20 protein-coding genes are annotated in these 23,448 nt (G+C 62.5%); 19 read left to right on the plus strand and 1 reads right to left on the minus strand.

Annotation, left to right across the window (positions count from 1 at the left end):
- Position 1 precedes the first annotated feature (1 nt).
- The 8 genes from DBY63_RS06980 to DBY63_RS07015 are packed head-to-tail and all read left to right on the plus strand — an operon-like array spanning position 2 to position 8,779.
- A complete protein-coding gene (locus DBY63_RS06980; RefSeq protein WP_007161387.1) occupies positions 2–937 on the plus strand; it encodes a glycosyltransferase in 936 nt (311 codons plus the stop codon).
- Between the two features lie 57 nt (positions 938–994).
- Entirely contained in the window at positions 995–3,208 is a 2,214-nt protein-coding gene (locus DBY63_RS06985; protein WP_108581536.1) for a polysaccharide biosynthesis tyrosine autokinase, read from the plus strand.
- A gap of 47 nt (positions 3,209–3,255) precedes the next feature.
- Positions 3,256–3,786, plus strand: a complete 531-nt coding sequence (rfaH, locus tag DBY63_RS06990; protein ID WP_044341124.1) for a transcription/translation regulatory transformer protein RfaH — start codon at positions 3,256–3,258, stop codon at positions 3,784–3,786.
- A gap of 33 nt (positions 3,787–3,819) precedes the next feature.
- Entirely contained in the window at positions 3,820–4,818 is a 999-nt protein-coding gene (locus tag DBY63_RS06995) for a glycosyltransferase (RefSeq protein WP_027598158.1), read from the plus strand.
- Positions 4,815–6,062, plus strand: a complete 1,248-nt coding sequence (locus DBY63_RS07000) for a glycosyltransferase family 4 protein (protein ID WP_108581537.1) — start codon at positions 4,815–4,817, stop codon at positions 6,060–6,062. The genes DBY63_RS06995 and DBY63_RS07000 overlap by 4 nt, the downstream gene beginning before the upstream one ends.
- A 31-nt stretch (positions 6,063–6,093) precedes the next feature.
- Positions 6,094–7,182 (plus strand): glycosyltransferase family 1 protein, encoded by a 1,089-nt coding sequence (locus DBY63_RS07005; RefSeq protein ID WP_108581538.1) that lies wholly within the window; start codon positions 6,094–6,096, stop codon positions 7,180–7,182.
- Positions 7,183–7,219: 37 nt separating this feature from the next.
- On the plus strand, positions 7,220–7,534 hold the full coding sequence (locus DBY63_RS07010; protein WP_037006539.1) for a hypothetical protein: 315 nt from the start codon (positions 7,220–7,222) through the stop codon (positions 7,532–7,534).
- A gap of 45 nt (positions 7,535–7,579) precedes the next feature.
- Positions 7,580–8,779: a glycosyltransferase family 4 protein gene (locus tag DBY63_RS07015; RefSeq protein ID WP_027598154.1), complete on the plus strand. Its 1,200-nt coding sequence runs from the start codon at positions 7,580–7,582 to the stop codon at positions 8,777–8,779.
- A 3-nt stretch (positions 8,780–8,782) separates the two neighbouring features.
- On the opposite strand, the gene DBY63_RS07020 is transcribed toward DBY63_RS07015, so the two are convergent.
- Positions 8,783–9,646, minus strand: coding sequence for an oxaloacetate decarboxylase (locus DBY63_RS07020; protein WP_027598153.1), 864 nt, complete (start codon positions 9,644–9,646; stop codon positions 8,783–8,785).
- A gap of 298 nt (positions 9,647–9,944) precedes the next feature.
- Here DBY63_RS07020 and DBY63_RS07025 point away from each other — a divergent pair, with 298 nt between their 5' ends.
- The 11 genes from DBY63_RS07025 to DBY63_RS07075 all read left to right on the plus strand — a co-directional run bounded on the left by DBY63_RS07025 (position 9,945) and on the right by DBY63_RS07075 (position 23,200).
- Positions 9,945–11,153, plus strand: a complete 1,209-nt coding sequence (locus tag DBY63_RS07025; RefSeq protein ID WP_108581539.1) for a methyltransferase — start codon at positions 9,945–9,947, stop codon at positions 11,151–11,153.
- Between the two features lie 138 nt (positions 11,154–11,291).
- Positions 11,292–11,504 (plus strand): hypothetical protein, encoded by a 213-nt coding sequence (locus tag DBY63_RS07030; protein WP_027598151.1) that lies wholly within the window; start codon positions 11,292–11,294, stop codon positions 11,502–11,504.
- A 470-nt stretch (positions 11,505–11,974) separates the two neighbouring features.
- Entirely contained in the window at positions 11,975–13,384 is a 1,410-nt protein-coding gene (locus tag DBY63_RS07035) for an undecaprenyl-phosphate glucose phosphotransferase (RefSeq protein WP_007161398.1), read from the plus strand.
- A 156-nt stretch (positions 13,385–13,540) separates the two neighbouring features.
- Complete coding sequence (locus DBY63_RS07040; RefSeq protein ID WP_027598150.1) at positions 13,541–13,981, plus strand: low molecular weight protein-tyrosine-phosphatase; 441 nt, start codon at positions 13,541–13,543, stop codon at positions 13,979–13,981.
- 15 nt (positions 13,982–13,996) lie between these two features.
- Complete coding sequence (locus tag DBY63_RS07045; protein ID WP_027598149.1) at positions 13,997–16,213, plus strand: polysaccharide biosynthesis tyrosine autokinase; 2,217 nt, start codon at positions 13,997–13,999, stop codon at positions 16,211–16,213.
- 201 nt (positions 16,214–16,414) lie between these two features.
- Positions 16,415–17,290 carry a glycosyltransferase family 2 protein gene (locus tag DBY63_RS07050; protein WP_027598148.1) on the plus strand — a complete coding sequence of 292 codons (876 nt, stop codon included), beginning with the start codon at positions 16,415–16,417 and terminating at the stop codon, positions 17,288–17,290.
- Positions 17,283–18,023: a WecB/TagA/CpsF family glycosyltransferase gene (locus tag DBY63_RS07055; protein WP_027598147.1), complete on the plus strand. Its 741-nt coding sequence runs from the start codon at positions 17,283–17,285 to the stop codon at positions 18,021–18,023. The genes DBY63_RS07050 and DBY63_RS07055 overlap by 8 nt, the downstream gene beginning before the upstream one ends.
- An 84-nt stretch (positions 18,024–18,107) precedes the next feature.
- Entirely contained in the window at positions 18,108–19,385 is a 1,278-nt protein-coding gene (locus tag DBY63_RS07060) for a hypothetical protein (protein WP_027598146.1), read from the plus strand.
- A gap of 55 nt (positions 19,386–19,440) precedes the next feature.
- On the plus strand, positions 19,441–20,712 hold the full coding sequence (locus tag DBY63_RS07065) for a flippase (RefSeq protein ID WP_074583494.1): 1,272 nt from the start codon (positions 19,441–19,443) through the stop codon (positions 20,710–20,712).
- 57 nt (positions 20,713–20,769) lie between these two features.
- The gene (locus tag DBY63_RS07070; protein ID WP_108581540.1) at positions 20,770–21,804 is read left to right on the plus strand and encodes a glycoside hydrolase family 5 protein; all 1,035 of its coding nucleotides are present in this window, start codon (positions 20,770–20,772) and stop codon (positions 21,802–21,804) included.
- 283 nt (positions 21,805–22,087) lie between these two features.
- Positions 22,088–23,200, plus strand: a complete 1,113-nt coding sequence (locus DBY63_RS07075; RefSeq protein ID WP_027598144.1) for a polysaccharide biosynthesis/export family protein — start codon at positions 22,088–22,090, stop codon at positions 23,198–23,200.
- Positions 23,201–23,448: the final 248 nt, after the last annotated feature.

Below are 23,448 nucleotides of genomic sequence, written 5' to 3' on the forward strand. Positions count from 1 at the left end.
CATGGACGCTCGGACCGAAGCAGAGATCATGAAGCACTGGCCGACGAATTGCAGTCGGCCGGTCGCCAGCATCGTCTGCCTGACCTTCAACCATCGTGACTACATCGGCCAGGCCATCGACGGCTTCCTGCGCCAGCAGACCGATTTCCCCTTCGAGATCATCGTCAACGACGACGCCTCGACCGATGGCACCCGGGAAATCCTCCAGGACTACGAGCGCCGCTACCCCCGGCTGATCCGCCTGATCCTGCAAAAGGAAAACCAGTACAGCCAGGGCAAGCCCTATGGCATGCCGGTGTTCCAGCACGCCCGCGGCGACTACATCGCCTACTGCGAAGGCGACGACTACTGGAACGATCCGCGCAAGCTGCAGCTGCAGGTGGACTTCCTGGAGAACAACCGGGACTACGCCCTGACCTTCCACGCGTCCTATGCCTTCAACAGCACGGGGATCGTCAATCCGCAGCGGTTCAATGGCCAGGATCACTACGATCGCAGCGAAACCGACCTGAAGAAGGCCCTGCCGCTGTCGACCCTGACCGCCTGCTTCCGCAACGTCCTGCGCGAACTGCCGCCGGAGCTGGAAACCGCCGCGCTCATGGACATCGTCTGGTGGTCGCTGCTGGGTGCCCACGGCAAGGGCAAGTTCATGGACGAGATCCGCCCCGCCGCCTACCGCGTGCACGAGGGCGGGATCTTTTCCATGCGCGCCAGCCAGAAGCGCCTGCAGATGGATCTCCACACCCAGTACTGCCTGGCCAACTACTACTACCGGCTGGGCGAGCGCGACCTGCACGTGTTCTTCCTGCGCCAGGTCCTGAGTCTTTCGCTGTCCTCGATTCCGCCGACGCAGAAGGTCAAGGCGCTCCTGCGGGCGGTAAGCAACATCACCCTCAACATCGGCCGACGCTTCGCCCCCAAGCGCGTCACCTACTGAACTTACGCAGAGCAGTTTTCCGGCTGCGCTGTATCCAGCTAAAAGGAAGGGACCCCAATGACCGTCATGCAGCGCTCTTCGTTCGAACAACACGAAGAACAACATCTGGACCTCAAGACGATGGCCCTCACGCTTCTTGATCACAAGAAGCTGATCGCAGGCATCACCGCGGGTTTTCTGGCCGTGGGCATCACCTATGCCGTGCTGTCGACTCCGCAATACGTCGCCGGGGCGATGATCCAGATCGAACCCAAGAAGAACGCGCTCACGGCGGTCGCCGAGACCGTGGTGCGACCCAACTCCGCCTCGCCGGCGGTAGCCGAGATCGAGCTGCTGAAGTCGCGCGCGGTGCTGACCAAGACTGTGGAGAACCTGCGCCTGGACATCGAGGCCAAGCCGCGTTTCTTCCCGCTGATCGGCCACTACCTGTGGCGTCACTACGAAGCCGAGAAGCCGGGTCAGCTGGCGGACAGCTGGTCGCAGCTGCGCGGCTTCGCCTGGGGCGGCGAGCAGATCGACGTCTTCCAGTTCGACGTCCCGGACGACATGTATGGCGAAACCCTGACCGTGGTGGCCGGCAGAAACGGTCGCTACCGCCTGCTGGACAAGGACAAGCAGCCCCTGCTCGACGGCCAGGTCGGCCAGATGGCCAGCGGTAACGGCTACCGCATGCAGATCAAGACCCTGACCGCGCGTCCCGGTACCGAATTCAAGGTGACCCGCAACCGCGTCATCACCACCGCGCAGCTCTATCAGAACCGCATCAAGACCAGCGAAGCGGGCAAGGAGTCGGGGATCATCTACCTGTCCCTGGCCGACGAGAATCCTGACCTCGCCAAGAGCGTCCTGTCCGAGATCAGCCGCCTGTACGTGCTGCAGAACGTCGAGCGCAGCTCAGCCGAAGCCGCCCAACGCCTGGACTTCCTCCGTGGCCAGCTGCCGGCGGTGCGCAAGGACCTGGAAAGCGCCGAAGCGGCCCTGAACAACTACCAGACCAACAGCCGCTCCGTGGACATCAGCCTGGAAACCAAGGCGGTCCTGGACAAGATCGTCACCCTCGACACCTCCATTTCCCAGCTCAAGCTCAAGCAGGCCGAATACGATCGCCTCTATACCCGCGATCACCCCAGCTACAAGACCCTGCTGAACCAGCTCGCCCAGCTGGAAGTGGAAAAACGCAGCCTGCAGCGCAAGGTGGAGGCCCTGCCGAGCACCCAGCAGGAGCTGCTGCGCCTGAACCGCGACATGAAGGTCACCAACCAGACCTATCAGCTGCTGCTCAACCAGGCCCAGGAACAGGACATCATCCGTGCCGGCACCATCGGCAACGTGCGCCTGGTCGACAACGCCGACGTCAACCTCGACGAGCCGGCCACCAACCGCAAGATCGCGCTGATCCTGTCGCTGCTGCTGGGTCTGGTGACCTCGGTGGTGGTGGTCTTCGTCCGCCAGGCCTTCCAGAAGGGCATCGAGAATCCGGACACCGTCGAGCAGATCGGCCTGCCGGTCTATTCCACCCTGCCCTTCACCAAGGACCAGGAGCGCCTGAACCGTCGCCTGAAGAAGAAGACCCGTACCGGCGAACCCAATCTGCTGAGCGTGGTGCAGCCGGCCAACCTGGCGGTGGAATCCCTGCGCAGCCTGAGATCCAGCCTGCACTTCGCCATGCTGGAAGCCAAGAACCGGGTGATCATGATTTCCAGCCCGACCCCGGGCGTCGGCAAGTCCTTCGTCTCCAGCAACCTCGCCGCGGTGGTCGCCCAGTCGGGTCAGCGCGTGCTGCTGATCGACGCCGACATGCGCAAGGGCTATCTGCACCGCGTGTTCGGCCTGCAGCCGCAAGCCGGCCTGTCCGAGCTGCTGACCGGTCGCAGCAAGCTGCGTGAAGCCATCGTGCCGAGCGGTATCGCCCAACTGGACATCATCAGCTGTGGTCAGGCCGCGCCGAATCCCTCGGAGCTGCTGATGCACGCCAACTTCTCCCGTCTGCTGGACGAAGTGGGCGGCCTCTACGACCTGGTGATCATCGATACCCCGCCGATCCTGGCGGTGACCGATGCCGCCCTGGTGGGTCGCCTCGCCGGCACCACCCTGCTGGTCACCCGTTTCGGCCAGAGCACCCTCAAGGCGGTGGAGAACTCCCGTCGTCGCTTCGCCCAGAACGGCATCACCATCAAGGGCGCCATCCTCAACGGCGTGCAGCGCAAGGCCTCGACGTCCATGGAAGACGATGGCGTCTACGGCTACTACGAATACGGCCCCCGTACCTGATACGCCGCTCCGTCGCGACCGATAGCCCCAAGAGAAGGAACTCGCCCATGACGCTCGCCCATCCCGCCGGTCACTGGTACCTGGTGCAGACCAAGCCCAATCAGGAGGTCCGCGCCGAAGAAAACCTGAGCAGACAGGGCTATGTCTGCTTCCGGCCCCAGCGCGAGCGCAAGGCGTCCGGCAGAAGTCGCGCGGCCGGCAGCGAATCGCTGTTCCCGGGGTACCTGTTCATCCAGCTCAATGACGTGAACGACAACTGGTACCCCATCCGCTCGACGCGCGGCGTCAATCGCATCGTCAGCTTCGGCACCCAGCCGACGGCGGTGAGCGAAGCCATCATCGACGATATCCGTCAGCGGCTCGCCGCCCTGGCGGAGCCTGCACCCGCCCACCAGCCCGGCGCGGCCGTGCGGGTGCAATACAGCCAGGAGCTGGAAATGGACGCCGTGTTCCTGAGTGCCGATGGCAACGAGCGGGCCATCATCCTGCTGCGCATCCTGCAACGCGAACAGCGGGTCAGCGTCGCTCTCGATCAATTGTCGGCAGCGGCCCCCGTCAGCCAACGGCTGCGCGCCTGACCCAGTACCCAAGGCCCTTTGGAGAGTCTCTTCATGCAATGCAAAACCACGGTCGTTACCGTCACCTACGGCAATCGCCTCTGCTACCTGGAGCAGCTCGTCACCCGCGCCCTGGCCGAGCGCACCATTCACCAGGTCATCGTGGTGAGCAATGCGGCGACGGTGTCGCTGGATAGCCTCGAAGCCCGCTGGCCCGGTCAGGTCAAGGTGATCGCCCTGAGCGAGAACACCGGTTCCGCCAACGGTTACGCCGTAGCCCTGGAAGCGGCCCTGGCCACCGACACCACCCATATCTGGATGATGGACGACGACAACGCCCCCCTGGGCGATGCCCTCGACGTCCTGCACCGGCGCCTCGGCGAACTCGGCGCCGCCCATGGCCACGACAAGGTCGCCGTGCTCGGCTACCGGCCGACCCAGCAGGCCGACATCGCCCAGTGCATCCCGACCAAGATGATCACCCAGCCACGTTCGAGCTACTTCGGCTTCCACGTGGCCCGCATCCCCTACAAGATCTGGCGCCGCCTGCCCTGGGGCCGTCCGCGCGGTGGCCAGCCGGAAGCCCTGGTCGAGCTGCCCTTCGCCCCCTATGGCGGCATGCTCGCCCACCGCAGCCTCTATGAGCGCATCGGCCTGCCCCTGCGCGAGCTGGTGCTCTATTCCGACGACACCGAGTACACCTACCGCATCACCCAGGCCGGCGGAAAGCTGTTCATGGTCACCGAGGCGGAACTCGAAGAACTGGAGCATTCCTGGAACATCAAGGAAGGCACCAGCAACGTCTACCAGAACTATCTGCAGGCCGGCTCGGACTTCCGCGCCTACTACGCCGCGCGCAACCAGGCCTGGTTCGACAAGAACGTCTGGGCCAGCTCCCGGCCGATGTACAGCCTCAACCGCTATGTCTTCCACACCCTGCTCAAGCTGTTCGCCCGTGACGACAAGAGCCGTCAGCGCCTGGCGCTGATCCGGCAGGCGGTCCAGGACGGCGAAACCGGCGCGCTGGGGATAAACCGCAGCTATCCGCTATGAAACTGCTCTTTCTCAACAGCTTCTATCCGCCCCATGTGGGCGGTGGTGCGGAGCTCATCCTGCAACGCAGCGTGGAAGGCTTCCAGCAGCGCGGTCACGACGTGGCCGTGCTGGTGACCGGTCCCGAGCAGGGTGTGCGGCAGGAGACGGTGAACGACGTTCGCGTCTATCGCGCCGGGCTGAAGAATTTCTACTGGCCCCTGACCCAGCAGCGCCCCGGTCCGCTGGCGCGCTTCGGCTGGCACTTTCGCGACCAGTACAACAGCGCGATGCGGGCGCCCCTGCGCCAGGTGCTGCAACAGGAAAAGCCGGACCTGGTGGTATGCCACAACCTGTCCGGCTGGTCGGTCGCGGCCTGGGACGAGATCCGCGCCAGCGGCGTGCCCATCGTGCAGGTGCTGCACGACATGTACCTGCTGTGCCCGAAGAACACCCTGTTCAAGAAGGGCCAGAGCTGCCAGAAACTCTGTGGCAGCTGCGCGGCCCTGCGCCGGCCCCATGCCGAGCAGTCCGCCAAGGTGGATGCCGTCGTCGGCGTCAGCCGGTACCTGCTGGATACCATCGTGAACAAGGGCTACTTCAGCGGCGTTCCGCGCCAGGTCATCCACAACGCCAGCCTGATCGCCGGCAGCAATGCCGAGACCGCGACCCCCAGTCCGGACGGCGTCGTCCGCTTCGGCTACATGGGCACCCTGTCGGAAAACAAGGGTGTGGGCTGGCTGATCGAGCAGTTCCAGCGGCTGTCGCTCAACGCGACCCTGACCATCGCCGGCAAGGGCCAGCTGGACTACGAAGCCCAGCTCAAGGCCATGGCCGATCCGCAAAAGGTCAGCTTAGTCGGTTATCAGAAGCCCGAAGCCTTCTACCGAAACATCGATGTCTTCGTCGCGCCGTCGCTGTGGGCCGAGCCCTTCGGCATGGTTGCCGTCGAGGCCTGTGCCTTCCAGAAGCCGGTCATCGCCAGCCGAATGGGCGGTCTGCCGGAGATCGTCCGCGACGGCGTCAACGGGCTGCTCTGCAACCCCGACGACCGCGACTCCCTGGGCCGCGCCCTGCAGTGCCTGCATGACGATACCGAGCTGCGCCAGCGCCTGAGTCTGCTGAGCCGCACCGCGGTGGCCGATCTGCTGAGCATGGACACCATGCTCGACCAGTACCAGGCGCTCTTCGAGGACGTCCTGGGCAAGGCGCAACACGGCTCCACCAAGCCGCTTCTCGTACCTCACACACAGCTTTCCAACTGATCCACCCCAGGTCACGGCAACGGGCAGAATCATGATCATCGTCAATTCCCGCTTCATCACCCAGGATCTTCGCGGCGTTCAGCGCTTCGCGGAATGCATCTCGCTGGAGCTGGCGAAGCTGAGATCCGACCTGCGCTTCGTCGCACCGCCCGGCGCCGTCAGGCCCGAGGTGGCCAAACGGCTGGGCATCGAAGTCATCGGCACCCGCCAGGGGCAGCGCTGGGAGCAATGGGATCTGCCGAACTGGCTGAAGAGCCAGGGCAGCCCCCTGCTGCTGTCGCTGTGCAGCACGGCGCCACTGCTCTACACCAACCAGATCGCCACCCATCACGACATCAACTACGTGCGCTTTCCCGAGAGCTATTCGTGGAAATTCCGCACCTCGTACCGCTGCCTGATCCCCATGCTGCTCAAGCGCTCGAATGCCCTGATCACCGTGAGTGAATTCTCCCGGGACGAGATCTCGCGCTTCTATCGCTATCCGAGCGACTCGATCACGGTGGTGCCCAACGCCGTCGCCGACGCCTTCACCCTGGAGCCGCGGATCGATCGCGCCGACACCCCCTATCTGCTGGCAGTGTCCTCGCCCAGCTACCACAAGAATTTCTCGCGGATGCTGGAGGCCTTCGCCGCCCTGCCGCGGGATCTGAAGGTCGAGTTGCGCATCGTCGGCGACAGCCACGCCGTGTTCGGTCAGAACGACCTGGCGACCCTGGCCGCCCGGGATTCGCGGGTCAAGCTGCTCGGCCGCATCGACGATGCCGAACTGGCACGCCAGTATCGCCAGGCCACCGCCTTCGTCTTTCCGTCGCTCTACGAGGGGTTCGGCATCCCGCCCCTCGAAGCCCAGGCCTGCGGCTGCCCGGTGATCTCGGCCAACACCGCCTCCATGCCGGAAGTGCTGCAGGACAGCGTCCTCTACTTCGATCCCTACGAGACGGCCAGCATCACCCAGGCGATGCGCACCATTCTCCAGGACGCACCGCTCAGGGAGGCGCTTCGCGCCAAGGGCCTGGCCAACATCCAGCGCTTCAACTGGCAGACCTCGGCGAGAAAGGTCTCCGACCTGCTGGACAGCGCCCTGGCGACAACCACGAAGGCCACGGCCAGAGCCGCCTGAAACGACCCCACAACAACAATTCAGCGATCAAGAACTCATGGAAGAGACAAGCAACGCCATGGCAGGCCAGAGCCGTTCCTCTGTACCCCTGACGCTCGACGACTCGAGTGTGTCCGGGCGCGTCCTTCAGGTCGCTGATTGCCACCGGCTGCACAGCAGCTCGGACGCCACCGCGGCAGAGACCGTGGAGCGCCCGGAAAACGCCGAATGTTTCGAAACGCCTGCAACAGACGCCGTCTTTGCACCAAGCCCAACCATCAAGTTGCATGAACTCGACAGCGCTTCGGACGAGATCGAGATTACCCGGCTGCCCTGGGGATATGCAGTGACCAGAAAGACCCGCACTCCATGATTCAGCACCAGCACTTGATTTCATTTCACGCTTAAGGAAGACGACATGAAAATCGCCATCGTTCACGATTGGTTGGTAACCTTTGCTGGCGCCGAACGCGTGCTCGCCGAACTGCTCGACATCTGGCCGGAGGCCGACCTGTTCAGCGTGATCGACTTCCTCTCGGACGAGGATCGGGCGCAGCTGCAAGGCAAGCAGGCGACCACCACCTTCATCCAGCGCCTGCCCCAGGCCAAGAAGCGCTATCAGACCTATCTGCCGCTGATGCCGCACGCCATCGAGCAACTCGACCTGTCCGGCTACGATCTGATCATCTCCAGCAGCCATGCGGTGGCCAAGGGCGTCCTGACCGGTCCGGACCAGCTGCACATCAGCTATGTCCACTCGCCCATCCGCTACGCCTGGGACCTGCAGCACCAGTACCTCAAGGAAGCCGGTCTCGACCGCGGCCTCAAGGGCAAGCTGGCGCGCGTCATCCTGCACTACGTGCGCATCTGGGATCAGCGCACCGCCGCCGGCGTGGACGCCTTCGTCGCCAACTCCCACTTCATCGCCCGGCGCATCAGCAAGGCCTATCGCCGCGAAGCCAAGGTCATCTATCCGCCGGTCGACATCAGTCGCTTCACCCCCAGCGGCGGCAAGGAGGACTTCTATCTCACGGCGTCGCGCATGGTGCCCTACAAGCGCATGCCCATGATCGTCGAGGCCTTCAGCTCGATGCCCGACAAGAAGCTGGTGGTGATCGGCGCCGGCCCCGAATTCGAGAAGGCCAAGGAAGTCGCCGGCCCCAACGTCACCCTGCTCGGTTACCAGGACTTCGACTGCCTGCTCGACCACATGCGCAGAGCGCGGGCCTTCGTCTTTGCCGCCGAGGAAGATTTCGGCATCACCCCCATCGAAGCCCAGGCCTGCGGTACCCCCGTCATCGCCTATGGCCGGGGTGGCGTCCTGGAAACCGTGCGCGGCCTCGATGCGCAACACCCCACCGGCGTCTTCTATCCGGAGCAGACCGCTGCCTCGCTATGCGCCGCCGTGCGCCAGTTCGAGGCCCTGGAAACGCCGATCAGCCAGCAGGCGTGCCGGCAGAATGCCGAGCGCTTCGCCACCAAGCGCTTCCGTCAGGAAATGCGCGCCTTTGTCGAGGCCCGGGTCGCTGCGCTGCATCTGCCCGCCGATCTGGATCTGGAGATCGTGACACCCTTTCCCAGCAAGGCTCTGCAACCGAGTTCGCTGAGCACCGCCTGATGGTTACTCCTTCACGTCCATGAATTCCCGCGCCCAGACTCGATACTCCTGCAGGGTCGAGTACTTGGTGGAGAGTTCGGACGCGGACAGGTCGGACGCGGTGATGTCGCGCTGCTCTCTGAGGCAGTCGTAGGTCGCCTTGATCGCCGCGAAGTAGGCCGCATGCCCGTTCACCACCACCCGGACCCCGGCCTTGGCCAGGCGGGCGTTGTCGCGCAACTGGGGATTGCCGTAGGTCACCAGCATTACCGGCACGCTCAGGTGCTGGGTGATCTCTTCCAGATGAGCGAAATCGCGAATGCCGACCATGCAGATACCGTCCGCACCCGCGGCCTCGTAGGCCTTGGTGCGGGAGATGACTTCCTCGGTGCTCAATTCGGTGGCGTTGGTGCGGGCGAAGATGCTCAGGGCCTCGTCGATACGGGCTTCCAGCGCACCCTTGATCTTGCCGATGCCTTCTTCGACGCTCACCAGATCCGTGGACTTGCGACCATAGCCGGCCGGCAGCACGGTGTCCTCGATGGTCAGGGCAGCCACCCCGGCGCGTTCGAGTTCGGTGATGGTGCGCATCACGTTCAGCGCATTGCCGTAGCCGTGATCGGCGTCGGCAATGATGGGCAGCCGGGCGACCCGCCCGATGCGCGTGGCCTGCTCGACGAACTCGCTGAGGGTGATCAGGGCGAAGTCCGGCGCGGCCAACACCTGCAGGGAAGCCACCGACCCGCCGAGGATGCCCATTTCGAAACCCAGGTCGTTGGCGATGCGCGCCGACATGGGATCGAAGACGGACGCCGTGTGATAGCAGCTGTCCGATTTGAGCAGGGCTCTGAACGCTAGACGCAGCTTGTGCGGGGAGGTTGGCTTCATAGGATTTTCCTTCTGGGAGATACCGAACAGACAATGTTAGCGCGACAAGTACTGGTCACACGACCGGATGTCCGGCTTTGAGATAAATCGATTCATCCAACTGACCCACGGTCGTCGCCTGGCCTCGCTCTTCGAGAGCCGCAGGCCCCGCGTCGAACGTCAAATGAATGCGGATCGGCAGCGCAGCCAGCCACCTGGCCAGGCGCGGGAAATTTCGATACCCAAGCATGCCCGGGCAAAGTGACAATAGTGGCCAGGCCTTGCCTTCCTGCCAATCCCGTCACTGCATAATGCCATCATGCTCGCCGCTGCTTTCCTCGAACGCTTCACCGCCCTGGATCTCTTTCTAACCCGCCATCAGCACCTGTGGCGACCCAGACCCTTCGTCGAACGGGAGCTGGCCTGGGAATCGAGCCATGCGGAGCTGGCCCGCTGGCTGCGGGCCCGCAGTCTGGAGGAAGCCGAGGCCGCCCATAATACCCCTCAGCTGCTGGCTGCACCTGAGCCCTTCCGCTCCCTGGCAGAGACCTCGCTGGCGCTCAGCCAGGTCCACGCCTACCCAGACGCTCCTGGCCGCACCTTGTCCGGCAGGCAAGACGTCGACGTGCCGGGGCGCAAGTGGCTGCAGATCGAAGCCTTCAGTCGCAAACTGGACTTCCGGCAACCGGTGCAGCGCTGGGTCGACTGGTGCGCGGGCAAGGGCCACCTGGCCAGGCACCTGACCCATCAGGGTGCGCCAGCCGTCTGCCTGGAGTTCGACGCGGCCCTGGTCGAGGAGGGCGAAAGGCTCAGCCACCGGGGCCGGGCCCCGGTGCACCATTATCAGGCCGATGTGCTCCAACCGCTGGCAGGCGACCAGCTCGGCAGTCGCGACACGCCCGTCGCCCTGCACGCCTGCGGCGACCTGCACACCCGGCTGATCAAGGTGACGGCAGCGCGCGGCTGTCAGCAACTGGCCCTGGCGCCCTGCTGCTATGACCGCATCTCTGCCGAGGTGTATGACCCGTTGTCCACTGCGGCGCAGGCCTCGGCGCTACGCCTGGACCGCGAAGCCCTGCGCCTGGCGCTCTGCGAAACCGTCACCGGCGGGCAGCGGGTGCGGCGGGACAGGGACCTGTCCATGGCGCGACGCCTGGGATTCGATCTCCTGCAACGCGAACTCAGTGGGCGCGACGTCTATCTCAATACGCCGCCGCTACCCAGCCACTGGCTGCGCCAGCCCTTCTCGGCGTTCGGTGCGGAGCTGGCGCGGCGCAAGGCGCTAAAGCTTCCCGCGACGATCGACTGGCCGCTGTGGGAACGCCGGGGCTTCCAGCGGCTGGCAGAAGTTCGTAATCTCGAACTGCTGCGCGGCCTGTTCCGCCGTCCGCTGGAACTCTGGCTGGTGCTGGACCAGGCGCTGTTCCTACAGGAACAAGGTTACAGTGTGACGTTGGGGACCTTCTGTCCGGCCAGCCTGACACCCCGGAATCTGCTGTTGAGCGCGGAAAAACCCTGCCCGGCATAGGCCTACAGCCGCTCTATCCTGCACGTTTGTCGGAATCTGAGCTGACGAGTGTAAAAAATACCTTTTGGTGATGGACTTCTCACAAAGTCTGCACAATAGTTAGGTTGCAATCTCGCAAAAAAAGCAGGAATAACAAAAATGCGCTACTACCTGCCCGTTTGGACCGGCGTTGCCGGTTGCCTCGTCTTCGCCCAAGCCCAGCTGCCCTGGCTTGCGGTGGCCTCGCTCCTCGTCAGCTGGTCGTTCCTGTTGTTCTCCCACGACAACTCGAGAAATTCAGCCTGGCACTCCAAGATTTCCAACCTTCCCGTCAATTCCCCCCTGAGTTTTCAGTCCCATCATCGCCATTGAGGCGTGTTTCAGGCCAGGGACTGGCCTACACCCGACCTGATCGGTCTGGCTGTCTCATTGTTTGGTGAAGCAGCTCACAATTCCCACATCCCGCGTTAAAGTCCGACGGAACGTTTTCCTCCCTTCCGCTGCCCGGGCAAGCCACTCATCGCACCCTGATGCGAGAGAAGTGTGCCAGCCGTCCGCCCGCGCTGTGACGCACTGCCCCCTTCTTCACTTCCCCTCCTCCGCCGCAGCCCGACTGGCGTGCTATTTGCCCTGATCTGGGCCAACTCGACAGCGCCTTCCCGCCTTTTTACCGTGTGAACCTCTTTATCAGTGCCGAGTCCTAACGTCGCTACAGCCATCATGGCATTTAGCGATCGGTGGTCAGTCATCGGTCCTAGAGCGCCATAGTGAACATTTCATACGCTGGTAGCTGCCTCGCCCAGTTGAAAGTTCGTGCACGGTATACGCACAAGGATGGAACCATGAATTTGAAAGAACGCGGCATTTTGCATACGAATTCCTCGGCAATCTCGCTCGCACACCGCCTGCTCGACCTCGCCGTGATCACGCTGAGCGCCTACGTGGCAGGCACCTGGGCGTCGGAAACCGGCATGCGTCCCGAGCATTGGGTCGTCATCTTCCTGTCCTTGCTGATCTTCCATTTCCTCACCGAGCTGAACCACGTCTATGGTTCCTGGCGGGGTGAGCGCATCACCGACGAACTGCTCAAGATCGCCACCTACTGGGTGCTGACCTTCGCGACCGTGTTCATGGTCGACTACTTCTTCTTCGACCAGTCCTATCTCTCGCCTGGCGTGATGCAGGGCTGGCTGGGTCTGACGCTGGGCACGCTGTGCGGCTATCGCGTGCTGCTGCGCTCGATCATGCATTCCCTGCGCAAGGCCGGCATCAACACCCGCAATGTCGCCATCGCCGGCAACGGCATGGTCGCCCAGCGCTTGGCGCACACCATCAGCACCGCCCCCTGGATGGGCCTGCGCATCGCCGGTTTCTACAGCGACAACCAGGACACCGGTGAAGAAGGCGTGCCCAGCCCGGCGCTGAATGGCGGTCTGGATCGCCTCATGCAGGACGTTCGCTCTGGCCAGGTCGACAAGGTCTACATCACCCTGGGCATGGCCGATCAGAGCAAGATCAACTGGCTGGTCCAGGAGCTGAGCGATACCACCGCGTCCGTCTACATCATCCCGGACATCTTCATGTTCCACCTGCTGCATGCCCGTAGCGAGAGCCTGGACGGCCTGCCCAGCATCAGCATCTTCGATACCCCGATGGATGGCGCCAGCCATATCGTCAAGCGTATCGAGGACATCGTGCTGTCTTCGATCATCCTGGCCATGATCTCCCTGCCCATGCTGGCCATCGCCATCGGCATCAAGATCACCTCGCCCGGTCCGATCTTCTTCAAGCAGAAGCGCTACGGCATGGATGGCAAGCCGATCGAAGTGTGGAAATTCCGCAGCATGAAGGTCATGGAAAATGGCGCCAAGGTCACCCAGGCGACCAAGAATGACTCCCGCATCACCCCGTTTGGTGCATTTTTACGACGTACGTCTCTCGATGAATTGCCTCAATTCATTAATGTACTCCGCGGCGAAATGTCCATCGTGGGTCCCCGTCCCCATGCCGTCGCTCATAACGAGCAATACCGCAAGCTGGTGCAGGGCTACATGCTCCGCCACAAGATGAAGCCCGGCATTACCGGTTGGGCTCAGGTCAATGGCTGGCGCGGCGAGACCGACACTCTGGACAAGATGCAGAAGCGCGTCGAGTTCGATCTGGACTATATCCACCACTGGTCCTTCTGGTGGGACGTCAAGATCATCTTCCTCACGCTGTTCAAAGGCTTCATCAATAAGAACGCATACTGAGTCTGGCCGGGCCGTTGGCCCCACTACTCAGCACGACGATCTGGAGCCTGGACTCCCGACTCTAATTACATCGGCAGCGAGCAACTCCTGTACGGGCTTTGCTGGGCTATCTGCCGTCGATACCTGTTGTCCGGACAACAGGAAGGTTTTTGAAGAATGATCAAGTCGATATTGGTTGTATGCGAAGGGAACATCTGTCGCAGCCCGGTCGCAGAAGCACTACTGGCCAAGGCGCTGGAAGGCCGTGACGTCCAGGTCGGTTCGGCCGGCATCAGGGCGCTGGTGGGCCACGGCATGGAAAAGACCGCTCAGGAGGTATTGCTACGGGAGAACGGCATCGATTTCACCACCCACAAAGCTCGCCAGGCGGATGCAGAGATGCTGCGCAAGGCGGATTTGATTTTGACCATGGAAGAGTTCCACTCACGCTCCGTCGAAAGTATTGCTCCTGAAGTCAGGGGTAAGGTTTTTCTGATCGGGAAATGGTTGAGCAATCAAGAAGTACCAGACCCTTATCGCCTTTCTAAAGAGATGTTTCAAAATGTCCAAATACTTTTGACGCGCTGTGTAGACAGTTGGCTTCCATACATCAAATAGGGAAGAAGGAATTTCATGACCACGATGCCTCGCTTTACTCCCGAAGTTAAAAATGAGTCGGATATCAACTTCTCCGCACTCTTCGGAATGTTGATCGATTACAAATGGCAACTGCTGTCGGTAATCGGCATTTTCGCTGCGCTCGGTATTGGCTACGCCATCCTGGCCACGCCGATGTATTCGTCCAACGCCATGATCCAGATCGAAATGGAGAAGAAGGGCGTTACCCGACTGACCGACCAGACCAGCGGCATGCCGCCGCCCATGCCTGAGGCGGTGACCGAGATCGAGCTGCTCAAGTCGCGCTCGGTGATCGGCAAGGCGATCGAGAACCTCAAGCTGGATATCGAGGTCAAGCCGCGCTATTTCCCACTGATCGGCAACTTCGTCGCGCGCCGTTTCGAGCCGCAGAATGAAACCGACGTCGCCTCTCCCCTGCTCGGCCTGAACAGCTTCGCCTGGGGCGGCGAGAAACTGGTCATCGACCAGCTGGAAGTGCCGGACAGCAACCTCGACAAGCCGATGAAGCTGAAGGTCGAGGACAACCAGAACTTCACCGTCTTCAACGCCGACGACGAAGTGGTACTGCACGGTGGCCTCGGCCAGCCGGTGAGCAATGCCGGTTACCAGATCAAGGTGACTACGCTGCAGGCTCGCCCCGGCACCGAATTCACCATCATGAAGAAGCGTTTCTCCAAGACCATCCAGGAATACCAGGGCCGCATCGTCGCCGGTGAACGCGGCAAGATGTCGGGCATCATCGGTGTCGGTCTGCAAGACGCGGATCCGCTGAAGGCCCAGGCCATCGTCCAGGAAGTCGCGGACATCTACGTTCAGCAGAACATCGATCGCAACGCCGCCGAGTCCACCCAGAGCCTGGAATTCCTACGCGCCCAGATCCCGGTCGTGAAATCCGATCTGGAAAAGGCTCAGTCCGCGCTGAACTACTACCAGACCAACAAGAAGTCGGTCGATATCGACAGCGAGACCAAGGGTGTCCTGGAACAGACCGTTGCCCTGGATAACCAGATCTCCGAGCTGAACCTCAAGCGCACCGAGATGGACCGCAAGTTCACTCGCCAGCACCCGGCCTACCAGGCGCTGATGAGCCAGCTGGGCCAACTCCAGGCCGAGCGCGCCAAGCTGCAGAAGCGCGTCGAAGTGCTGCCGGAAACCCAGCAGGAACTGCTGCGCCTGAACCGCGACATCGAAGTGACCGGTCAGACCTATGCGCTGATGCTGAACAAGGCCCAGGAGCTGGAAGTCATTCGCGCCGGTACCGTGGGTAGTGTCCGCATCATCGACAACGCCAATGCCAACGTCGACGATCCGTCCGCCCCCAACAAGCCGCTGATCATCGCCGTCGCCATCATCCTGGGCGGCATCGTCGGCCTGGCCATCGTCTACACCCGTCACACCCTGCGTCGCGGTGTCGAGACCCCGGAAGCCATCGAGCAGATCGGCCTGCCGGTCTACGCCTCGATCCCCTACAGCAAGAACCAGGCGGACACCACCAAGGTACTGGGCACCAAGCAGCCGGGCGAGTCCTCGCTGACCGCCCTCACCCATCCGACCGATCTGAGCACCGAGGCGCTGCGCAGCCTGCGTACCAGCCTGCACTTCGCCATGATCGAGGCCAAGAACAACATCCTGATGATCTCCGGTCCCAGCCCGGGCGTCGGCAAGTCCTTCGTGTCCTCGAACCTGGCCGCGGTGATCGCCGAGTCCGGTCAACGCGTCCTGCTGATCGATGGCGACATGCGCAAGGGCTATCTGCACAAGCTGATGAACACCAAGCAGCAGGACGGTCTGTCCGATCTGCTGAGTGGCCGCATCGCCCTGAACGACGCCATCAAGAAGACCGAAGTCGGCAGCCTGGATTTCGTCTCCTGCGGCCAGTTCCCGCCGAATCCGTCGGAACTGCTGATGAGCCTGAGATTCACCACCGTGCTGAAGAAATTCAGCGAGCTGTACGACATCGTGATCATCGACACCCCGCCGATCCTGGCGGTGACCGAGGCCGGCATCATCGGCAGCCACGCCGGTACCAGCCTGATCGTCGCACGTTTCGGCGTGAACAGTGTCAAGGAGCTTGAGGCGACCAAGCGCCGCTTCGACCTCAACGGCATTCCGCTCAAGGGCGTGATCTTCAACGCCGTGGAGCGCAAGGCCAGTAACTACGGCTCCTACGGCAACTATCACTACTCTTACGAGCAGAACGCCAAGAGCTGATGCACGACCCCGGCTGGACGGCCCGAGCGCCGTCCAGCCAATCCCTTCAGGGATCGCGGCAGTATTCGTACAGGCGCATCGAACAAGAAACTACCTCACACAGCGATTTCGAAGGGTTCGCTCCTGAACCCGGCCACGCTTGGCAGCCTTGGATCTCGACGCTGTACCGGATTGATGATTCTGAAGAATAGGAACACGCCAATGAACGTAGTCATGGTGCTCAACTACAAGGCCCCCAACGAAACCATCAGTTGTGTGGAGAGCATCCTCAAGCACTGCCCGTCCATCGATCACGCGGTGGTGGTGGACAATGATTCCCAGGACGGCTCCATCGACGTCCTGCAACGCTGGCAGGCCGACAACGGCCTGAGCCAGGTCACCGTGCTCGCCAGTCCGCGCAACGACGGCTATGCCGGTGGCAACAACTACGGCATGCGCTGGGCGCTGGACAACCTGGCGGTCAAGCATTTCTGGGTCGTCAACAATGACGCCTACGTCAAGGACGATGCCTTCGCCCCGCTGCTGGCCGAGCTGCAGCGCGCGCCCAAGACCATCGTCGGCTCGGTGATCCTGAGCTCCCAGACCGGTCGCCTGGAATGCTATGGCGGCGGCATCCTCTACCCGCTGCTGGGCAAGTCCAAGCTGCTGGGCAAGGACATCGCGGTCAGCGACATCGCCAAGCTCGATCGTGAACCCGACTACATCATGGGTTGCAGCATGGCCTTCTGCGCCAGCCTGCTGACCGAGATCGGGTTCATGGACGAAGCCTACTTCATGTACTCCGAAGAGGTGGACTGGCAGTACCAGGCCAAGCGCAAGGGCGTCGCCCTCAAGGTGCTGCGGGAGAGCCAGCTCTATCATTACGGCTCGATGAGCTCGGGCGGACGCAGTGCCTTCTATCACTACTTCCGCAATCGCGCCGCGACCCGCTTCAATCGCAAATTTCATGGCACGCCCTACGCACTGGTCTCCGCCGTGCTGCTGTCCGGCATCACCGTGCTCAAGGAATTCAAGAATCCGAAACTGGCCTGGTCGGGCGTGAAGGGCGCCTTCAAGGGAGCGACGATGCATGTCTAACCTACGCACCCAAGCCTTTGGTATCGACTTCTTCACCGGTACCAAGGACGAGCTGATGAGCTCGATCAGCCAGGACATCCACCGGCCCTACAGCTACATCGTCACGCCGAACATCGACCATGTCGTGCAGCTGCAGAGCAACCCCGACATGCGCGAGTCCTACCAGCGCGCCGGCAAGCGCATCTGCGACAGCCGGATCCTGATGCCCATCCTCAAGTCGCTGGGGGTGGCCGTACCCGAGGTCATCACCGGCAGCGATCTGACGCTGAGCATCCTGCGCAAGGCCAACGACGAGCGCCTGTCGGTGGTGTTGATCGGTTCGAGCGAGAATGACGTGGGCAAGCTGCGGCGGATGTATCCGCACATGCAGCTGGCGCACTACAACCCGCCGATGGGCTTCATCAACGATCCGCTGGAAACGCAGAAATGCGTCGACTTCGTGATGCAGAATCCGTCGGAGTTCATCCTCTATGCCGTCGGGGCGCCGCGTCAGGAAAAGCTCGCGCGGCAGATCGACAGCAGCAAGCGCACCGGCGTCGGCCTGTGCATCGGCGCGTCCATCCTGTTCGCCGTCGGCACCGTCAAGCGGGCGCCGCGCTGGATGCAGAAGGCCAAGCTGGAGTGGCTGCACCGGATGTGTTCGGAGCCCAAGCGGCTGGCCAAGCGTTACGTGCACGATGCGGTGAGCATCCTGCCCATCTATCTCAAGGAACGCAGCAGTCGACGCACCTGAGTGGCTGCCCCGCAGCGTTCTCAGCCGCAAGGAAGATGACCACCGGACAAGCAGTCCGGTGGTCCCGTCTGGATGGGTAGGTCTATGAGCATTCTCCGTAAAAGTACCGTTTCCTTCGTTCTCCTGGTTCCGTTGCTGATCCTGCACCTGGACGTGTTCGGCGAAAGCCCGCACAACCCGGTCGGCATCCTCTATCTGAACGAGTTGTACCTGGCCATCTGCATGGCCTTCACCTTTTTCTACCTGCTGACCAGCATTGGTACCCAGCAGCGCGAATTCAAGATCCTGATGACCTACGCCGTCTATTCGTCGGTGGTCTTCATCGGTCTGCCAGCGATCTTTTCCTTCCTGTTCTACGGCCAGCCGCTGGTCTACGGCCTAATCGAGGAGCGGCGGATCCTGTTCAGCTTCGGCTTCGCCACCCTGATGTTCCTCGGGCGCAACATGAGCGCCTCGCAATTCGAGAAGGCCCTGCTGATCACCGCGCTGCTGGCCGCCGTCATGGCCTGGATGTTCAAGTTCGGCGTGCTGCCGGACCTGCGGGACAAGCAGTCCTCCTTCGACCGCCCGGACCGTTCCTCCATCGGTGCGCCGGCGCTGTGCCTGGCCTACTTCTACTGCATCCAGACCTGGAACAAGGGCATCTCGCCGATCGATGGCTCGGCGCGCAGCAAGACCGTGCACATCGTGCTGGCCATGGTGTTCCTGCTGACCCTGGTGTTCGGCACCCAGACCCGGCAGCTGATCGTGCTGGCGCTGGTGTTCACCGTGTTCTGCCTGAAGAGCAAGTCGATCGTCTGGATCTGCGTCTCCGCGCTGCTGCTATCGCCCTTCTTCATCTTCCCGGACCTGATGAAGGTGCTGGGGTTGAACCTGGACTTCTATGCCCAGTCGGTGCAGGACGGCCCCACCGACGGGGTGCGCGAGCAGACCATCGGCTACATCTTCTCCCACCTCAGTCAGAACCACTGGTTGCCGAGCGGCTCGCTGTCGCTGATGTGGAACAACGGCTTCATCCCCTACTTCGGTGAGTACTTCTTCCTTTCCGACGTCGGCGTGTTCGGCACCCTGTTCCGCTTCGGCTTCCTGGCCTTCATCATCATCCCGGTGTCGCTGTTCCTCTACTATCGCTGGGCGAAGATGCTGCACCCCGATACCGGTTTCGTGGTGACCGCCACCCTGGCGCAGCTGGTGATCTGGCCGCTGGCCGGTTTCTTCGAGTACCTCCAGGCCACCATCTGCTACCTGCTGGTGATCCAGGCGCTGCGTGCGCTGCACCATTACAGCTCCGCATCCGTCCAGGAGACCTACGTCAGCAGTCCCTACCCGCGTCCGAGCAGCCAGCTGGCTCGCCCGGTCTGATCCCGCGTGCCGCCCGACGTCGGTCGGGCGGCCTCAAGGAGTTTTCACCCCCACGATGTCGATGATCAAAAACAGCACCTGGAACATCCTGGGTGTCGTCATTCCCAGTGCCATCGCGCTGCCCACCATGGGCGTGCTGTCGCGCCTGCTCGGGGTCGAGCAGTTCGGCCTGTTCACCCTGGCCTTCGCCATCGTTGGCTATGCCACCCTGTTCGATGCCGGCCTGTCGCGGGCGGTAATCCGCGCCGTGGCCATGCACCATGGCGACAAGGGACTCAACCGGCTGGTCATGGGCACGGCCACCGGCGCCGTCATCGGCCTGAGCCTGCTGGCGACGCTGCTGCTGTGGTTCGGCGCGGGCAAGGTGGTGAGTCTGCTGCACGTCTCGCCCGAACATTTCGACAATGCCGTGGCCGGCTTTCGCTGGCTGAGCCTGTGCGTGCCGCCCTTCCTGCTGGCGACGGTCTGGTTCGCCTACCTGGAAGGCAACGAGCGCTTCGGTGAATTCAACATCCTGCGGACCTTCTCCAACAGCCTGCTGGCGATCGCGCCGCTGATCGCGGTGCTGATCGAACCGAGCTTTTCCGCCACGGTGATCGGTCTGGTGCTGGCGCGGGTGGTGTCCATGGCGCTGGCCTACTGGCCGCTGCACAAGGACTTCCCGGAAGGCATCCGCACCTTCAAGGTCGAGGTGTTCAAGGAACTGCTGAAATTCGGCAGCTGGATGACGGTGAGCAACATCATCAGTCCGCTGATGGTCTACTTCGACCGCTTCGTGCTGTCGCACATGGTCGGCGCCAGCCGCGTGTCCTTCTATACCGCTCCGGCCGAAGCGGTCTCGCGGATGCTGATCATCCCCAATGCCGTGGCCCGGGTGGTGTTCCCGCTGCTGAGCAAGAGCGGCGACGACGCCGCGCGCCAAGCCAACAAGGCCTTCTGGGGCCTGCTGCTGATCAGCCTGGCGATGGTGCTGCCGATCCTCGTCCTGGCGCCCTGGATCATGACCGTGTGGATGGGTCCGGAGTACGGCGGCGATGCCGCGCAGATCCTGCGCATCCTGGCGGTGGGTTTCATCTTCAACGCCCTGGCGCAGATTCCCTTCGCCAAGATCCAGGCCCGCGGCCATTCGCGGACCACGGCGATGATCCATCTCGCCGAGCTGCTGCCCTACCTGGGTCTGCTGGTGGTGTGCATCCAGCATTTCTCCATCATGGGCGCCGCCATCGCCTGGACCATCCGGGTGACAGTGGACTACCTGGCGCTGGAATACTTCGCCCGGCGCACGCCGCCGCTGCAACCCACGCCGGTCTACCAGCAGAGCTCCTGAGGGAGCCCTGTCCAGACGAACTTACGCAACACACGAGAGGTGCTGTCCGTGTCACGAGTGAAACGTCGTATCGGTGGTGGCCTGCTGGCCACCGTATTACTTTCCGCGGCGCTTTATGGCCAGGCTCAGCCACAGCCGGCGACAGCCAAGGTGGATCTCATCGGCATCAACCTGTCGGCCGCCGGCTTCGCCGGCCAGGTGCTGCCCGGCGTGGAAGGCACCAACTACTTCTATCCCACCGAGGATTACTTCCGCCGCTACGCGGCCAAGGGCATCCGCTTCATCCGCTTCCCCTTCCTCTGGGAGCGGGTGCAGCCCCAGCTGGGCGGTGAACTGGATCAGGCCCAGGTCGCCCTGCTGCAGCGCACCCTGGACTTCGCCGACAAGTACGGCATCCGGGTGATCCTCGACCTGCACAACTACGCACGCTATCGCGGCCAGCTGATCGGCTCGCCCCAGGTGTCCTATGCCAGCTACGCCGATGTCTGGAAGCGCCTGGCGCTGACCTTCCAGAAGCATCCGGCGCTGTACGGCTACGATGTCATGAACGAACCCCATGACACCCAGGGCCTCTGGCCGCGGGCGGCGCAGACGGCCGTGGACAGCATCCGCACGGTGGACATGAAGACGCCGATCTTCATCGCCGGCGACAGCTGGTCCAGTGCCCAGCGCTGGCCACAGGTGAATGGCGATCTGCTGATCAAGGATCCGGCGGACAACCTGATCTACGAGGCGCACATCTACTTCGACGAAGACTCCAGTGGCAACTACGCCTCGGGCATGAAGGGCGTCCATCCCATGATCGGCGTGGAAAGAACCCGCCCCTTCATCGAGTGGCTGAAAAAGCACAATTTGCGCGGCTTCATTGGCGAATATGGGATACCTGCACACCCGCAATGGCTGGAAGCCATGGACAATCTGCTCAGCTATCTGGGCGAGCAGTGCGTACCCAGCGCCTATTGGGCGGCGGGTCCGGGCTGGGGCGACTATCCTCTGGCCATCGAACCGAAGAATGGCGCGGAGAAGCCGCAGATGGCCCTGCTGGAAAAACACCTGAACAAACATGACTGCGAAGTCATAGGACCTCGTTAGCGGAGATATGACGGATTTCGAACGGCGTCACCTTTTTCCGCTCCGGTGGCGCTGAACTCGATGGCCAAGGGCCAGTCCTAGACCAGCAGACTCAGGTGCTCGTACAACTAAAAACTGAGACCCGAGTTCTCTCGCCGCTGGATAGGCTGGCCGCATGGAATCCAGTCCCCTGTCGAGGACCGTTATGTCTCGCGAAGGAACACCATGAATAACCGGCTCGTTGCTTCTACCTTCCGATTTATTCCTCTTGCTCACACTCAATCAGCAATCAAGGACGAATGACATGAAAACCAAATTTACCGCTCTGGCCTTGCTGTCTGGCATCGTCCTGCAGGGTTGTGCCTACTCCCCGGGTCAGTACCTGGATCAGGACGACCTGAAAAGCGATCCGAGCATCCAGGGCACCAAGGTCCAGCTGATCCCGATCACCAGCTCGCTGCTGATGAGCCAGGATTCCGCGGCCCTGTCCAAGGCTCCCGACCTCAAGCCCCTGCTGGACTACAAGCCGCAGGCTTACCGCGTCGGTGCGAGCGACCTGCTCTACATCACCGTCTGGGATCACCCCGAACTGACCGCTCCGTCCGGCGCCCAGCAGCAGCTGGAAGCCAACGGTCGCCTGGTGCGTCCGGATGGCACCCTGTTCTACCCCTACGTCGGCACCGTGCGCGCCGCCGGCAAGACCCTGGAAGAGATCCGTACCGATATCTCCCGTCGTCTGGCCACCTTCATCGACAATCCCCAGGTCGACGTCAGCGTGCTGAAGTTCGGCAGCCAGAAGGTCACCATCTCCGGCGCCGTGAACAAGGGCGATGCCATTCCCCTGACCACCAAGCCCATCACCCTGGTGGAAGCCCTGGGTCAGGCCGGCGTGGCCAACAGCGGTGGCGCCGATCTGACCGGCGTGACCCTGGTGCGTGACGGCAAGGAATACCGCCTGGACACCGACAGCCTGAACCGCAAGGATTCCAAGCTGTACGGCATCTACCTGAAGGACGGCGACAGCCTCCACCTGCCCTACAACGATGCCCGCAAGGTCTATGTGGTCGGTGAAGTCCGCGCTCCGGCAGCGGTCAGCTACAAGATCACCAACCTGAACCTGATGGAAGCCCTGAGCCAGGCCGGCGGCATCCAGCAGGAAACCGCCAACGCCGATGCCGTCTACGTCATCCGTGGCCCGGAAGACCTGAAGGCCCCGGGTGCCACCGCCCAGGTCTTCCACCTGGCGGCCAAGAATCCCACCGCCTATGTGCTGGCGCAGAACTTCCATCTGCAGCCGCAGGACGTGGTCTTCGTCGGCCCGGCCGGTATCACCCGCTGGAACCGCTTCGTCAGCCAGCTGCTGGGCTCGACCAACATCCTCTCCACCAGCGCCAACCTGAACAGCAGCTTCAAGTAACAGCGCTCGCTTGCCGTCATGCCGGTTACCGCCGCGCATGACGGCAATTCCCCTGATGTTCCGCGACCCCCCTCCTGCCTTCCCGCGCTACACCTCCTCGCCCACACGTCTGAAACCCGCTGCCTAGACAGGCTTTCCAGCAGACGATTAATTATTTCGATACCTATTAACCCGGTAATTGCTGCCGCTCGGCTTGGCGCTGGCAGTTTTTCGTCACGCTTTTGCGTAATGTAGCTAACCTGATACCG

Origin of the sequence: Pseudomonas sp. RIT411 (assembly GCF_003057735.2) — a bacterium.
GTDB lineage: Bacteria > Pseudomonadota > Gammaproteobacteria > Pseudomonadales > Pseudomonadaceae > Chryseomonas > Chryseomonas oryzihabitans.

What these genes read in the sequence shown, in the direction of transcription:
- DBY63_RS06980 (WP_007161387.1), top strand. Translation starts at nt 2, where the DNA reads ATGGACGCTCGGACCGAAGCAGAGATCATGAAGCACTGGCCGACGAAT.
- DBY63_RS06985 (WP_108581536.1), top strand. Translation starts at nt 995, where the DNA reads ATGACCGTCATGCAGCGCTCTTCGTTCGAACAACACGAAGAACAACAT.
- rfaH (WP_044341124.1), top strand. Translation starts at nt 3,256, where the DNA reads ATGACGCTCGCCCATCCCGCCGGTCACTGGTACCTGGTGCAGACCAAG.
- DBY63_RS06995 (WP_027598158.1), top strand. Translation starts at nt 3,820, where the DNA reads ATGCAATGCAAAACCACGGTCGTTACCGTCACCTACGGCAATCGCCTC.
- DBY63_RS07000 (WP_108581537.1), top strand. Translation starts at nt 4,815, where the DNA reads ATGAAACTGCTCTTTCTCAACAGCTTCTATCCGCCCCATGTGGGCGGT.
- DBY63_RS07005 (WP_108581538.1), top strand. Translation starts at nt 6,094, where the DNA reads ATGATCATCGTCAATTCCCGCTTCATCACCCAGGATCTTCGCGGCGTT.
- DBY63_RS07010 (WP_037006539.1), top strand. Translation starts at nt 7,220, where the DNA reads ATGGAAGAGACAAGCAACGCCATGGCAGGCCAGAGCCGTTCCTCTGTA.
- DBY63_RS07015 (WP_027598154.1), top strand. Translation starts at nt 7,580, where the DNA reads ATGAAAATCGCCATCGTTCACGATTGGTTGGTAACCTTTGCTGGCGCC.
- DBY63_RS07020 (WP_027598153.1), bottom strand. Translation starts at nt 9,646, where the DNA reads ATGAAGCCAACCTCCCCGCACAAGCTGCGTCTAGCGTTCAGAGCCCTG.
- DBY63_RS07025 (WP_108581539.1), top strand. Translation starts at nt 9,945, where the DNA reads ATGCTCGCCGCTGCTTTCCTCGAACGCTTCACCGCCCTGGATCTCTTT.
- DBY63_RS07030 (WP_027598151.1), top strand. Translation starts at nt 11,292, where the DNA reads ATGCGCTACTACCTGCCCGTTTGGACCGGCGTTGCCGGTTGCCTCGTC.
- DBY63_RS07035 (WP_007161398.1), top strand. Translation starts at nt 11,975, where the DNA reads ATGAATTTGAAAGAACGCGGCATTTTGCATACGAATTCCTCGGCAATC.
- DBY63_RS07040 (WP_027598150.1), top strand. Translation starts at nt 13,541, where the DNA reads ATGATCAAGTCGATATTGGTTGTATGCGAAGGGAACATCTGTCGCAGC.
- DBY63_RS07045 (WP_027598149.1), top strand. Translation starts at nt 13,997, where the DNA reads ATGACCACGATGCCTCGCTTTACTCCCGAAGTTAAAAATGAGTCGGAT.
- DBY63_RS07050 (WP_027598148.1), top strand. Translation starts at nt 16,415, where the DNA reads ATGAACGTAGTCATGGTGCTCAACTACAAGGCCCCCAACGAAACCATC.
- DBY63_RS07055 (WP_027598147.1), top strand. Translation starts at nt 17,283, where the DNA reads ATGTCTAACCTACGCACCCAAGCCTTTGGTATCGACTTCTTCACCGGT.
- DBY63_RS07060 (WP_027598146.1), top strand. Translation starts at nt 18,108, where the DNA reads ATGAGCATTCTCCGTAAAAGTACCGTTTCCTTCGTTCTCCTGGTTCCG.
- DBY63_RS07065 (WP_074583494.1), top strand. Translation starts at nt 19,441, where the DNA reads ATGTCGATGATCAAAAACAGCACCTGGAACATCCTGGGTGTCGTCATT.
- DBY63_RS07075 (WP_027598144.1), top strand. Translation starts at nt 22,088, where the DNA reads ATGAAAACCAAATTTACCGCTCTGGCCTTGCTGTCTGGCATCGTCCTG.